This window comes from Micromonospora sp. WMMD987 (assembly GCF_029581435.1).
In the GTDB taxonomy this organism is placed as follows: domain Bacteria; phylum Actinomycetota; class Actinomycetes; order Mycobacteriales; family Micromonosporaceae; genus Micromonospora; species Micromonospora rifamycinica.
In genome coordinates, this window is sequence record NZ_CP120861.1 from 1,668,825 (window position 1) to 1,683,298 (window position 14,474).

The 14,474-nt window shown below is 70.3% G+C and carries 8 protein-coding genes; 5 read left to right on the forward strand and 3 right to left on the reverse strand.

All coding sequences use genetic code 11. From position 1 onward, the window contains the following. Positions 1-122: 122 nt before the first annotated feature. Positions 123-836 carry a TetR/AcrR family transcriptional regulator gene (locus tag O7612_RS07355; protein ID WP_282271605.1) on the reverse strand — a complete coding sequence of 238 codons (714 nt, stop codon included), beginning with the start codon at positions 834-836 and terminating at the stop codon, positions 123-125. 81 nt (positions 837-917) lie between these two features. On the opposite strand from O7612_RS07355, the gene O7612_RS07360 reads away from it, so the two are divergent. The 5 genes from O7612_RS07360 (at position 918) to O7612_RS07380 (ending at position 11,379) form a co-directional block, all read left to right on the forward strand. Further along, on the forward strand, positions 918-1,946 hold the full coding sequence (locus O7612_RS07360; RefSeq protein WP_282271606.1) for a hypothetical protein: 1,029 nt from the start codon (positions 918-920) through the stop codon (positions 1,944-1,946). A gap of 367 nt (positions 1,947-2,313) precedes the next feature. Beyond that, positions 2,314-5,013, forward strand: a complete 2,700-nt coding sequence (locus O7612_RS07365) for a ricin-type beta-trefoil lectin domain protein (RefSeq protein WP_282271607.1) — start codon at positions 2,314-2,316, stop codon at positions 5,011-5,013. Between the two features lie 730 nt (positions 5,014-5,743). Beyond that, positions 5,744-7,120, forward strand: coding sequence for a ricin-type beta-trefoil lectin domain protein (locus tag O7612_RS07370; protein WP_282271608.1), 1,377 nt, complete (start codon positions 5,744-5,746; stop codon positions 7,118-7,120). A gap of 176 nt (positions 7,121-7,296) precedes the next feature. Continuing rightward, complete coding sequence (locus O7612_RS07375) at positions 7,297-8,529, forward strand: hypothetical protein (protein ID WP_282271609.1); 1,233 nt, start codon at positions 7,297-7,299, stop codon at positions 8,527-8,529. Between the two features lie 501 nt (positions 8,530-9,030). Beyond that, positions 9,031-11,379, forward strand: coding sequence for a ricin-type beta-trefoil lectin domain protein (locus O7612_RS07380; RefSeq protein WP_282271610.1), 2,349 nt, complete (start codon positions 9,031-9,033; stop codon positions 11,377-11,379). An 80-nt stretch (positions 11,380-11,459) separates the two neighbouring features. Here the strand turns inward: O7612_RS07380 and O7612_RS07385 are convergent, their stop codons facing one another. Together O7612_RS07385 and O7612_RS07390 are read right to left on the reverse strand one after the other, a co-directional pair. Continuing rightward, positions 11,460-12,488 carry a glycoside hydrolase family 11 protein gene (locus tag O7612_RS07385; protein WP_282271618.1) on the reverse strand — a complete coding sequence of 343 codons (1,029 nt, stop codon included), beginning with the start codon at positions 12,486-12,488 and terminating at the stop codon, positions 11,460-11,462. 576 nt (positions 12,489-13,064) lie between these two features. Beyond that, a complete protein-coding gene (locus O7612_RS07390) occupies positions 13,065-14,360 on the reverse strand; it encodes a hypothetical protein (protein WP_282271620.1) in 1,296 nt (431 codons plus the stop codon). Positions 14,361-14,474 lie beyond the last annotated feature (114 nt).

Consider the following 14,474-nt stretch of genomic DNA (forward strand, 5'->3'; position numbering starts at 1 on the left):
GCGTCGCTGGCGGTGTCCGCGCTGGGTGGTCGAGAATCACGGTCATGCGCCTGCCGCAACCCGACTGCTGCGCCGGTTCATCGGTACGGTGACCGGTGGGCCGACGCTGCGGCGGCGCGCGGTCACGACGGGTGTGAACCGGGGCCGTCCCCGCGCCCCGGGGCGGAGGGCCGCTCGGCGGCGTCGAACGCGGGTGCGAGCGGTGCGAGCGCCGCGCGGAGCCGGTCGGGCAGCGGGCCGGCGGGCACGACCAGCCCCGCGGTGTCGACACCACCACCGGCGGCCGGTCGGAGCCAGCCTTCCAGGGCGATGCGCACGGCGGCGGCCACGCTCGCCGCGAGAACGCGGGCCGTGGGTGCGTCGGCGTCCGCGAGGCGGGCGGCGAGCACCGCCGTGAGCGGGGGCTCGATGTCGGCGGTGGCGTCGAGGAACGCGTCCCGCAGCGCCCCCCTGGCGGTGATCATCAGCAGTGCCTCGCGGGCCTGCGGACCGGTGTCCGTGTACTGCTCGACCACCGCTTCGGTGACGGCGTCGGCGAGGCGCACCCCGGCGGGACGGGCGGCGACCGTTGCCGCGATCCGCTCCTCGCGGTCCGCGGCGACGGCGGAGGCGATGGCCTGCTCCCGGCTGGCGAAGTAGTTGTGGTAGGTGCGGGGCGAGACGCCGGCCGCCTCCGCGATGTCCTCGACCCGCACCTGGTCCGTTCCGCGTTCCACGGCCAGGCGTAACGCCGCCTCGCGCAGTGCCTGGCGGGTGGCCTGTTTCTTCCGCTCGCGCAGGCCCGGTGGTGGTGTGGTCACCGGATCAGCGTTCCACACCGAGCTGCGCGAACGCAAAGTTGCATTCTAGAAAATTTGCGCAAGTGCAAGATTTTTGTCAGGCTCGACCTCTCCGACAGCGACCGAGGGGACGGCACCATGCGAGCCAGGGGAATGACGTACGACACCGGATTCGTCGTGCGCGGCCAGACGTCCCGGGAGTGCTTCGACCCGGCGGTGGTCCGGCGTGAACTCGCCATCATTCGCGACGACCTGCACTGCAACGCGGTCCAGATCATCGGCGGCGACCCGGAACGGTTGGAACTGGCCGCCGGTGCCGCCGCCGCGCTCGGCCTGGAGGTCTGGTTCTCGCCCTATCCGCTGGAGCTGTATCCGGAGCGGATCCTCGCCCTCTTCCGCGACTGCGCGGAGCGCGCGGAACGGCTCCGACGACAGGGGACCGCGGTCGTGTTCGTCGCCGGCGTCGAGCTGAGCGTGATGAACCGCGGGTTCCTGACCGGCGAGAGTCCCGAGGAGCGGGTCGAGCAGCTGATGGCGGGTCGACCCGATCAGCGGGCCGCGGCGGTGCGGGACCTCGGTACGCGGATCAACGGGTTCCTCCGCGACGCCGTGACCACGGTCCGCGAGCGCTTCCTGGGTGCGGTCACCTACGCGTCCATCCAGTTCGAACAGGTCGACTGGACCCCGTTCGACATCGTGACGTACGAGCTGATCCGCTCCGCCGAGGTGGCCGACCGGTTCCGGGAAGCCGTCCGCGTCCTGGCCCGGGATCCGAAGCCGCTCGCCGTCACCGGCTTCGGCACGGCGGCCTACCGTGGCGCGGGCGACCGTGGCGGCCGGGTGCTGGAGGTGGTCGAGTACGACCCGGAGACCAGGCTCCCGGTCCGGCTGAACGACGTGTACGAGCGCGACGAGGCCGGTCAGGCCGCCTATCTGAGCGAGCTGCTGGAGATCTTCGAGACCGAGGGGGTGGACAGCGCGTTCGTGTTCCTGTTCGCCCTGCCCGGCTTTCCGCACCGCCCGGACGGCGACCCTCGGGACGACCTGGACCGGGCCAGCATGGGCATCGTGAGCATCCTCGATGGGCGCCGGGGGCGGACCTACCCCGACATGGAGTGGGAGCCCAAGGCCGCCTTCGCGGCGGTGGCCCGGCGGTATCACCGGTGAGCGTCCGGGCGTCCCGCCGGCACGGTCACGATTACGCATAGGTGATTGACAATTGGTAGTTGCGTGCACCGGAACCGCCGCCTACGCTTCAGGGCAGCATTCCGTGACTACGGGCAAGAGCGTCTGAGCGGACGGTGGGAGTTCCCGGTGGCAGGGGACCTCCGCTGGTCGGCGCGGGTCGCTCCAACGTGGATCCCACCCCGGTGGTCACGGCGTCTCGTCAAGGAACCCGCCAACGGTCGAACCCCTCGGGAGCGCACCCCGCCTCCCAGCGCGTCGACCCGTGTTCGCGCGGCGGTTCATTGTCGCACTGCCAGGACGACTGTCCAGCGGACACGTAGTCGGCGGCATGCGAAAGGAATGGTACGTGAAATCAGCCCTCTCCGCCGTGCGCAGATCGCTGTCGGCAGGCGTGTTGCTCGTCGCCGCCACACTGCCGGCCGTGCTCGGGAACCCGCTGCCCGCCTCGGCCGCCGTCCAGGAAACCTACTATGTCGCGCCGGACGGTAACGATGCCAACGCGGGCACCGTCCAATCGCCGTTCAAGACCCTGCAACGCGCCCGGGACGCCGTCCGCACCGTGAATGCGAACATGACCGGCGACATCCAGGTGTACCTGCGGGGCGGCCGTTATCCGGTGAGCAGCACCGTCGAGTTCGGGGCGGCCGACTCCGGCACCAACGGATACCGGGTCCTGTATTCCGCCTATCCCGGCGAGACACCGGTGCTCGACGGCGGTGTGCCGGTGACCGGCTGGACCCAGCACAGTGGAAACATCTGGAAGGCGCCACTCGACCGGGCCACCAAACTGCGGGCGCTCTACGTCAACGACAAGCGGGCGTTCATGGCGTCGAAGACGATCGGCTCGGCGGGCTGCTACGGGACGTACAACATCACGGCCGGGCAGGCGGCGTGGGCCTGGGAGTCGGGGTCGCAGTGTGACGGCGCGAAGTACAGCCTGAACGATTTTCCCGCCATCGCCCGCAACGCCGACGACATCGAGATCGAGACGGCCACCACCTGGACCACCGCCATCGTGGGGGTCCGTCAGGTGACCACGAGTTCCGACGGGGCGAACCGGGTGGCGCTGTTCCAGCAGCCGGGTGCCGCCATCGCCCAGGGGGCCTTCAACGGCAACGCCCAGACCGGCGGTTCGCACAAGGTGATGAACGCCTACGAGTTCCTCGACGCGCCGGGTGAGTTCCATTTCGACAAGAGCAGCCGGACGCTCTACTACTACAAGTCCAGCGCGGAGAACATGGCGACCGCATCGGTCTTCGCGCCGAACAACGTGACCACCCTGCTGCGGGTCGCCGGCACCTCGACGAGCAACCACGCCCGCAACATCACGTTCTCCGGGCTCACCGTGCAGCATTCCGACTGGAACCTGTTCAACGTCGCCGGCGCGTCGTTCAAGCAGGCGCAGCAGGGAAACCTCGGGGCGCAGGCGTACGCGAAGCGGAACTTCCACGACTACTACTACCGCAACGTCGACACCACCCCCGGCATGCTCCAGGTGGAGAACGCCGACGGGATCCGGTTGGAACGCAACCGGTTCCAGCACACCGGCGCCGACGGCGTCAACATGGTCAACGACGTGCAGAACAGCCAGTTGATCGGGAACGTCACCAACGACGTCGCCGGATCCGCGGTCACCGTCGGCCACCCGCAGCACGTCTACATCGGCGACGGGACGTCGACCAACCGGGAGAAGTGGTCGCCGCAGGTCGAGGGGCTGCCCAGGAACATCGACATCAGGAACAACTACCTGTACGACAGCGCGGTGCTGTTCAACGGGCACAGCCCGATCTCGGCGTACTTCGTCGACACCCTGACGATCCAGCGCAACCGGATCGAGAAGTCGCCGTGGTCGGGCATCACGCTCGGCTGGGGCTGGTGGAACTTCGACGGCTCGTCGGGCTCGATCGCGCCCAACCGGCCCACCACGACGGCCCGGAACAACACGATCAGCTACAACCACATCATCGACACGGTGCAGCGCCTGAGTGACACCGCGCCGATCTACACCCTGGGCAGCCAGCCAGGCACCACGATCACCAACAACTATCTCCAGGGTGTGCCGTCCGGTCACAAGTACGGCCTGCACCCGGACGAGGGCTCGGCGTACATGACCTTCCGCGACAACGTCCTGAGCGTGGACAAGAATGTCACCTGGCTCATCAACTCCGACGATTTCGGCCGGAAGCACGATCTGAGCATCACCCAGATCTACGGCCCGATCAACAAGGTGTCGAACAAGAACCTGCCCAACAGCACGGTCAACGACATCATCGTCTCCTCGGACTACGTCTGGCCCGCTGCGGCGTACGGCATCGCGGCGAACTCGGGCCTGGAGGACGCGTTCCGGGACATCATCCCGGCGGCCAACCTGTCGCTGCCGAACTACGTGCTCCCGGCCAGTACGTTCGTCACGACCACGACGGCGTCGATCCCGATCCGGAGCACCGGTGACGCGGCCAGGACGGTCTGGTTGGCTCCGGCCGGCACGACCACCTTCACCGCCGGCCCGACGATGACCAGGGCCGCCGGCACCGCCACGTCGATCGCCGTGCCGGCGACCCGGGGTGAGTACCGGCTGTTCGTGGTCGACGCGCAGGGCAACCGGTCCGCCGAGTCGACCTCGATCGTCCGCCAGCAGGGCGGCGGCAGCAGCCAGCAGGGCGGCCGGCTGGTGGGCGGCCAGTCCGGGCGCTGCGTGGAGGTGCCCAACTCCGCCACCACCAACGGCACGCAGGTGCAGCTGTGGGACTGCGGCAGCGGCGCCAACCAGCAGTGGACCTACGGCACCAACAAGCAACTGACCGTGTACGGCAACAAGTGCCTGGACGCCAACGGTGGGGGTACCACCAACGGCACCACGGTGATCATCTGGGACTGCCACGGCGGCACCAACCAGCAGTGGAACCTCAACGCCAACGGCACCCTGACCAACGCCCAGTCCGGGCTCTGCCTCGACGCCAACGGCGCGGCCACGGCCAACGGCACGAAGATCATCCTCTGGTCCTGCAACGGTGGCACCAACCAGCAGTGGAGCCTGCGCAACTGACCGCACTCTCCGGGGCCGGGCCACTGCACCCGGCCCCGGGTCGGGTGCAGTGGCCCTGGGTCGTCGGCCGCGGTGGGCCGGAGCAGCCGCGCGGCATTGATGTCGCACGTCCGTCGCGTCGTGCGACATCGATGTCGCGCGCTGTGGTGCCGTACGGCGTCGATGTCGCGTGGTCGTGGCGTCGTGCGGCGTCGATGTCGCGCGTCCGTGGCGCGGTGCGGCGTCGATGTCGCGGGGCTGTCGTGCGGTGCGGTGTCGACGTCGCGCGTCCGTGGTGCCGTACGGCGGTGACGCCGTGTGTCCGTCGGACCGCACGTCGGGCGGGTGGCCTGCGGATTCTGGGCCGCTCCGGCGGGTCGGCCGGCGGTGGACCCGGGTCGCAACCTGCCGGACACAGCATTGACATGTTTCACTTTCCGGCCTAGGGTCTGGCCGAATCGATTCGACGTCGGGTGTCGGTGCTCCGGTGGCGGTACCCGACGGGGTGGTGTTCGGGCGTGCGTGGTGGACCACCGATCGGTTCGACGGCCAGCCGGTTCCGCCCGGGCAGCGGGACCAGCGGTTGGCATCTGCGGCGACGGGCCGGCCGGCGTCGCGGGCGCATCGAGGGTCTCCCGGTGTTCCGTCCTTGGCGGGTGCGGTCAGCGGGGGGCGGTCGGGCGCGCGTCGGGATCGCCGTGGCACCCCGTACCTGACATCAGTCCATGCCGAGTGGCAGGAGCCCATCATCATGACAAGGCGTAGACCCATCCTCGGATCTCTCGCTGCGGCGGCGGTCCTCGTCCTGACCGTGGGCGCGACGGCCCTGGCCGGTGGCGTGACCGGTACGGCGGCTGCTGCCGGCGTCGCGGCGGCCGCGGCGACCCCGGGGTGCGGCAAGGCACCCACGTTGACCAGCGGCCAGCGGTCCATCCAGAGCAGCGGCCAGAGCCGCAGCTTCATCCTCCGGATTCCCGACAACTACGACCGGAACCACCAGTACCGGTTGATCTTCGGGTTCCACTGGAACGGCGGCACCGCCAACGACGTCGACGGGGGTGGGGCGGACGGGGCGGCCTGGTCCTACTACGGACTGCGTCAGCAGGCGAACAACAGCACGATCTTCGTGGCCCCCCAGGGCAACGGCAACGGCTGGGCCAACCCGAGCGGCCGGGACGTCACCTTCGTCGACGACATGGTCCGGCTGATCGAGAACGACCTGTGCGTCGACACGACGCAGCTGTTCGCCCTGGGCTTCAGCTACGGCGGCGGCATGAGCTACTCGCTGGCCTGCTCCCGGGCGAACGTCTTCCGCGCCGTGGCGGTCTACTCCGGCGGGCAGCTCAGCGGGTGCAGCGGCGGTGGTCAGCCGATCGCGTACATGGGCATCCACGGCATCGGTGACCCGGTGCTCAACGTCTCCGCCGGACGGTCGCTGCGCGACACCTTCGTCCGCAACAACGGGTGTACGGCGCAGAACCCGCCGGAGCCGCGCGCGGGCAGCCTGACCCACATCACCACCACCTACTCCGGCTGCCGATCCGGCTACCCCGTGGTGTGGGCCGCGTTCGACGGCGGGCACACCCCCGGCCCGGTGGACGGCGGCGGTGACAGCGGTGCCCGTACCTGGACCAAGGGCGAGGTCTGGCGGTTCTTCACCCAGTTCGGCAGCACCAGCCCGACGCCGACGCCGACCCCGACGACCTCGCCGACCGGCGAGCCGACGACCCCGCCGCCGTCCGGCACGGGCGCGGTCCGGCACACGTCCTCCGGTCGGTGCCTGGACGTCAACGGTGGCGCGCAGACCAACGGCGCGGCGGCGATCATCTGGGACTGCCACGGCCAGAGCAATCAGAGCTGGACCTCGACGGCCGCCCAGGAGCTGCGGGTCTTCGGCGGCAAGTGCCTGGACGTCAACGGCGGTGCCACCGCCAACGGCAGTTCCGTGATCATCTGGGACTGCAACGGTCAGGCCAACCAGCGGTGGCGGCTCAACGCCGACGGCACGATCACCGCGGTCGGCTCCGGCCGGTGTCTGGAGGTGGTCGGCAACGGTACGGCCAACGGCGCGCGTACCCAGATCTGGGACTGCAACGGCGGCGCGGGCCAGCGTTGGAGCCGGAGCTGACCCCGGCGGACGTCCACCGGCGGCACCGGTAGGCGCGGCATCGTCCCGGCGGGATCTCGCATTGATTGCATTCAATGCATAGGGTCACTGCTGTACGCGGTGGGTCGACGGAGACCCGCCGGGGCGATGCCGCCTCCACCGTGCAGGATTCGACGTTTGTCTGGGGAGAACAGAGCATGAACGAACAGCAGAACAGTCGGCTGTGGGCCCGATGGCGGCGGGCGGCCCGCGCCGCCGTCACCACAGCCGCGGTTACCCTCGGGGTCGCCGCGCTCGCCGTGGGATTCTCGGCGGGCGCGGCCGTGGCTGGTGCCGGCGTCGCGGAACGGGGCGCGTCGAGCGCCGCGTTCGCCGCCGAGGTGTCCCGGGTCACCGCCGGTGACCTGCACACCTGTGCGATCCGCACCGACGGGACGCTCTGGTGCTGGGGTGACAACTACGGTGGCAAGCTCGGTGACGGCACCACCACCAACCGGACCAGTCCGGTGCAGGTCGGCACCGCCACCACCTGGTCGCGGGTCGACGCGGGCACCAGCCACAACTGCGCGATCCGCACCGACGGCACCCTGTGGTGCTGGGGCGGCAACTACAGCGGGCAGCTCGGTGACGGGACCACCACGAGCCGGAGCACCCCGGTGCAGGTCGGCACCGCCACCACCTGGGCCGGCGTCAGCGCCGGCGCCAACCACACCTGCGCCGTCCAGACCACCGGCACGCTGTGGTGCTGGGGCCTGAACCGCAACGCGCAGCTCGGCGTCGGCACCTCCCCGTCCCGGGCGACCAGCCCGGTGCAGGTGGGTACGGGCACCACCTGGGCGAGCGTCACCACCGGGTACGCGCACAGCTGCGCCGTGCAGACCACCGGCACCCTGTGGTGCTGGGGCGACAGCACGGACGGGCAGCTCGGCGTCGGCATCCTCGGTTACCGGGCGACCCCGGCGCAGGTGGGCACCGCGACCACGTGGGCCGGCGTGACGGCCGGGCACGCGCACACCTGTGCGGTCCGCACCGACGGCACCCTGTGGTGCTGGGGTGAGAACGGGTACGGCCAGGTCGGCGGCGGCACCGGAGTCCAGACCAGCCCGGTCCAGGTCGGCACCGCCACCACCTGGACCAGGGTCGACGCGAGCGTCGACTCGTCGTGTGCGCTGCGTACCGACGGTGGCCTGTGGTGCTGGGGCAACAACGGCTTCGGGCAGTTGGGGGACGGCACCACCACCCACCGGTCCGCCCCGGTCCGGGTCGGCACCGCGACCACCTGGACGCAGAACCTGGCCGTCAGCTACCACAGCTGTGGCGTGCGTACCGACGGTGGCCTGTGGTGCTGGGGCAACAACATGTCCGGGCAGCTGGGCGACGGCACCACCACCCACCGGTCCGCCCCGGCGCAGGTGGTCCTGCCGGGCTGACCGACGCCGACGGCTGAGGCCGCGTGCCGTCGACCCGACCGCCGCCCGTCGGTGGTGGTCGGGTCGACGGCACGACCGCGCGGGCCGTCCCCCGCGCGCATCCGGCGTGGTGGGCCGGGCCGGGGTGGCCGTGGCCGGCGGTGGGCGTTGCCGGCGGACGGCCCGAGTCGTCCACCGTACGTATTCGTCTGATCTTTTCTGACCCTGTGTCGTCGACTGTTCGAGGAACTGTCTCGCGGCTACTGCGGGGAAGTGCTGGCGGCCGTTGACCGGTGCGCGGAACGGTGCCTAACATATGATGTCTAATCATTGACGGTCGCCGATTTCTATCCTGCGCGGAGTACGGCTGTCCGACGTGTGCCGTACCGCTCCGGGCCGGAAACCGGCTGGGAGGCGAGTCAGATGTTCGGAGCAGAGAGTCGTCCGCACGGCACCGGCAGCGGTGGGTCACGCCGCCGACGGTGGCGCGGTGGACGGCGTCCACGTCGGTTGGCGGCGTCGATGGCGGCAGCGGTGGTGGCGGCAGCCGTGCTGACCGGATTCGCCTCCCCGGCCCAGGCGGCGACCGCCATCACGATCAACGGCGGGTCCGGTGGACGGGTGCTGGACGGGATCGGCGCGGTCAGCGGCGGCGGCGGCAACAGCCGGCTGCTGATCGACTACCCGGAACCGCAGCGCAGCGACATCCTGGACTACCTGTTCAAGCCGGGCTACGGCGCGGCGATGCAACTGATGAAGGTGGAGATCGGCGGCGACACCAACTCCACCTCCGGCGCGGAGCCCAGCCACCAGCACACCCGGGGCAGCGTCAACTGCAACCGGGGCTACGAGTGGTGGATGATGGAGCAGGCCCGCGCCCGTAACCCCAACATCGCCCTGGTGGGCCTGGCCTGGGGAGCGCCGGGCTGGATCGGCAGCGGCAACTTCTGGTCCACCGACTCGATCGAGTACCTGGTGTCCTGGCTGGACTGCGCGGGCACCCACGGGTTGACCATCAACTACCTCGGCGGGTGGAACGAGAAGGGCTACAACACCGGCTGGTACAAGAACCTGCGTTCCACCCTCAACGCCCGGGGCTACAGCAACGTCAAGATCGTCGCCTCGGACGACTTCGGCTGGGGCGCGGCCGACGACTCGCTGCGCGACCCGGCGTTCGCCAACGCCGTGCAGGTCTTCGGCAGCCACTACGTCTGCGGCTACCGCAGCGCCCAGACCAGCTGCCCCAGTTCCAACAACGCGGTGTCCACCGGCAAGTCGCTGTGGGCCAGCGAGAACGGCTCCGACGACTACAACGCGGGCGCGCAGGCGCTCGCCCGGGGCATCAACCGGGGCTACCTCGACGGCAAGATGACCGCGTACATCAACTGGCCGGTCATCGCCGCCATCACCCCGAACATCCCGTGGGCGACCACCGGCGTGGCGGTGGCCCAGCAGCCGTGGTCCGGGGCGTACTCGATCGGCAAGAACGCCTGGGTGATGGGGCACACCACCCAGTTCACCGCACCGGGCTGGCGCTACCTCGACGCGTCGAGCGGGTACCTCGGCGGCAACCGCAACAACGGCAGCTACGTCTCGCTGAAGTCCACCAACAACAGCGACTACAGCACCGTCATCGAGACGATGGACGCCGGCTCGGCGCAGACCCTCGACTTCACCGTCACCGGCGGCCTGTCCACCGGCACGGTACGGGTCTGGTCGACCAACGTGCGGTCGAACAACGCCGCCGACCACTTCGTCCGGGGCGGCGACATCACCCCGAACGGCGGGCGCTTCTCGCTCACCGTCCAGCCCGGCTACGTCTACAGCATCACCACCACCAGCGGGCAGGGCAAGGGCACGGCGGTCAGCCCGGCGCAGGGCAACCTGAAGCTGCCCTACACCGACACCTTCGACTCGTACGCCACCGGGCGTGAGGCGCGGTACCTGATGGACCAGCAGGGCTCCTTCGAGATCGCCGGCTGTGCCGCCGGCCGTACCGGGCAGTGCGTGCGGCAGATGTCCGAGCAGGCGCCGATCTACTGGACCTCCGGCCAGGCCGAGCCGTACACCCTGCTGGGCGACCTGACCTGGCGCAACTACACGGTCTCCTCGGACGTGCTGCTGGAGAAGTCCGGCTATGCGCAGCTGATCGGGCGCGGCAACACGTACAACCACCAGGGCCCGCAGAACATGAACGGGTACTACTTCCGGGTCACCGACGGCGGGGCCTGGTCGATCCGCAGCAACAACACCAGCGGCAACTGGCGCACCCTGGCCAGCGGCAACACCGCGGCGCTGGGCACCGGGCGGTGGCACAACCTGTCGTTCACGCTCAACGGCAGCACCCTGACCGCCGCCGTCGACGGCACCACCGTCGGCACGGCCACCGACTCCACCTGGGTCGCCGGCCAGATCGGGTACGGCACCGGCCAGGGCGTCACCGCCCAGTTCGACAACCTCTCGGTGACCGCCGTCGGTTCCCCGGGCACCCCGACCGGTGAGATCCGGGGCGCGGGCTCGAACCGGTGCCTGGACGTCAACGGGGCCAGCCAGACCGACGGCGCGGTGGTGCAGATCTGGGACTGCAACGGCGGCGTCAACCAGCGCTGGTCGCTCAGCTCGACCAACCAGCTCACCGTCTACGGCAACAAGTGCCTGGACGTGCCGAGCGCCGCGTCGGGCACCCGTGCCCGGATCTGGAGCTGCACCGGCGGCACCAACCAGCAGTGGCGGCTCAACGCCGACGGCACGATCGTCGGGGTGGGCTCGGGGCTGTGCCTGGACATCAACGGCGGGGCCACCGCCAACGGTTCCGCCGTCCAGCTCTGGACCTGCAACGGCGGCAGCAACCAGCAGTGGATACGCGGCTGACCGCAGGCAACGCCACGGCGGGCGGTCCCGGTGTCACCGGGGCCGCCCGCCGCTGTACCGCGATCAGGAACTGGTGGAGGTCAGGCCGTTCGACAACTGACCGTCGGCCAGGTCCAGTTGCCGTTCGCCATGATCGTGATGCCGAAGTTGTTGCCGTTGCCGTTCGGCCTGGCGGTCACGGTGCCGCTCGTGCCGCTGACCGAGGCGTTCCAGCTGTTCTGGATGCTCTGGCCACCGCCCAGGCCGAGGCTGACCACCCAGTTGCTGGTGCCGCTGACCGCGACGTTCAGGTTGAACCGGTCACCCCACTGCTCGGCGGCCGAGAGCACCGCGGTGCAGTTGCCGCCGGCGGGCGGGGTGGTCGGGTTGCCGGTCGGCCCGCTGGTCGGGTTGTTGGTGCCACCCTCGCGGACGGTGATGTCGGAGCTGCCCTGGCTCTGGTAGCCCTCGGTCGCCATGATCTGGTAGCTGTGGTTGGTGCCGAGGTTCAGGCCGGCGCGGGCCCAGGCGTCGAAGTGGTTGGCGGTGGTGATGGTGCCGCTGCTGCGCTTCTGCTGCCGGACGCTCCAGTACTGGTAGAACGTCTGGATGCCGTCGATCGACGGGGCGTTGGTCCGCAGGCTGCGCAGGATGTCGTAGGTGCCGCCGTCGGTGGTCACCGTGCCCAGCCGGGTGGCGCCGCTGCTCGGGTTGTAGTTGCCGAAGTTCTCGACCACGTAGTACTCGATGAGCGGGTTGCGGGTCCAGCCGTACAGGGCGAGGTAGGTGTTGTTGTTGCCCGGGTTGTAGCTGCCCGAGTAGCTGACCGTCCGCCGGTTGCCGGTGGCCCAGCCCTTGCCGCCGACCCAGTTGTTGGTGCTGCGGTCCCAGCTGCTGCTGTACCGGCCGTCGGCGCGCAGCGTCATGCTGGCGTTGCCGCTGTCCTTCCAGAACGAGAAGAAGTAGCCGTTGTGCGTGCCGGTGAGGTTCGAGGTGAGGGTGCGGTCGTTCTCGGCGTACGCGTTGGGCGAGGCGATGAACGTGCCGGTGACGGCGAGCGCGGCGGCGCACGCGGCGCTGAGGAGCAGCCGGACGCGGCTCCTTCGCGGTCTGGTCGAGGTGTCCTTCATGTGCGTGTTCCTCCTCGTGACAGCTGGCCGGAGCCAGCGACGCGGCGCGACCTGGCGGCCTGTCGGTCGTCAGGTGCGGCAGCCGGTCATTCGGTGTGTGTCACCACGCGGAGTCGTCCAGCGGAACCGGGGACGGGTCGCGGTGGGGTGGTGGGCGACAGCATCGAGTGCCGTCGATGGCGACGGTAGGGTGTCGATCCTCCACCTGTCAACGACTTTCCGAAAGATTCCCGAAACTATATCGTAATAGGAGTTCCCGTTCATGCCGGATAGCCGCTGGCCGGCAGCCGTTTCGACGGCACCGATCCGGCCTGGTCGACCGCTGTGGTGTCGCGGCCCGGGGGAGCGGACGGGGTGGGTCGCTCGAAACTTCCGAGACCGATCCGTGATCCGTGCGCTCCCGGGCCGCCCCCTGGTGCCGCCGGGGTCCACCCGCCCCGGTCCACCCGCCCCGGTCGGTCCCGGCCGTCCCGTTGTCTCCGGCGGTACCGGGCCGGGCACGCCGGACGGCGGCCGGGCCGACGCGGATCGCGCCTCGGCCCGGCCGCCGGATCTGATCGGCGGACGTCGGGGTGGTCAGCCGAGAATCACACCCGAGGCGCCGACGCCGGCCATCCCGGAGATGATGTCCTCGTAGTACATCCGCCAGGCGCACTTGCGGTTGGCGGTGACGTAGCCGGTGCACGCCGTCAGCGTGTTGAAGTCGTCGATGGCGGTGTTGGTGCCGGTGGCCCAGACCTGGAGGGTGTTCGCCCCGTTGACGATCTGCACCGGGCCGCCGCTGTCGCCCTGGCCGACCGCGTTGGTGCGGGTGGTGCTCTCGGCCTGCACCTGGCCGCAGACCGTGGCGAAGTCCCGCACGTTGATGCACAGGTCACGGGCCTTGACCTGGATCGAGCACCGGGTTCCGGAGTACGCCCCGGAGGTGCAGACGAAGTTGCCGACCTGGCTGGCCAGCGCGCCGATCACCTGGTTGTTGAACTCACTGACCACGGCGCCGGCCGCGTCGGTGCTGTTGTTGAAGACCCGCCCGCCCGCGCTGGCCGTCAGCAGCAGGGTGTCGGTGCCGGTGTTGCGGACGCCGACAGCGCCGATCGTCTGCCCGGTCGGGTCGGCGGCCACGACGTTGATGTTGGCGCAGTGCGCGGCGGAGAGCACCCGCGCCGCCCCGTTCCGGAAGACCCCGAAGCCGGTCGAGCAGCCACCACCGGTGCTGGTGTTGCGCCACGCGGCACCGCCCCACCACGGGGCGGTGTCGTCCCACCGGGTGGCGGGCGCGGCGGCCACACCGGTCTGCACGGTCACCGGGACGCCGGCCAGGCTCGCCGCGCCGGGCAGTCCGTTCTGGGTACCGACGAGCAGGCCGGCTCCGTCGGCGCGCGGCCCGACCGTGGTGAGCCGGTCACCGGCGGAACGGCGCAGCTTCGCCGCCGCGGCCACCAGTTCCCGCCGGGTGTACGCGGCGGGCAGCACCCGGGTCGGCACGGTGGTCCGGCTCACCGCCACCATGTCGGCCGGCGGCTCGCCCTTCCAGTAGACCTGCAACTGCCGGGTGGTGGGGTCGGCGACCACACCGGCGAAACCGGACTTCGGGTTGCGCTCCGCCAGGCTGGTGATCCGGGCGGCGGCGGTGTTCATCCGCTGCTGCAACGTCAGCAGTTCCTTCCAGGAGGCGAAGCCCCCGGGCACCGGCGTGCTGTCGACGAACGAACCGGCGGTGGCCGCCTTGCCGTGCGGCGCCGTGGGAGCGGGCGCGGCGGTGGCCGGTGCGGCGGCCACCCCCGCGACGAGCATCGTGACTCCGAACGCGGTGGTGGCGACGCGACGCAGCACTCCCGCCGACCGCGGTGCGGTCGGGTGTGGACGAGTCATCAGGTATCCCTTCCCCAGTGATCTGCGGTGCGGGTGTCGGCCCGCCCTGGGGACATTGACAGGTCGCCAGGGTGTCCGGCGGTGCATCCTGGACACGGCTGGACACTCCCGGAC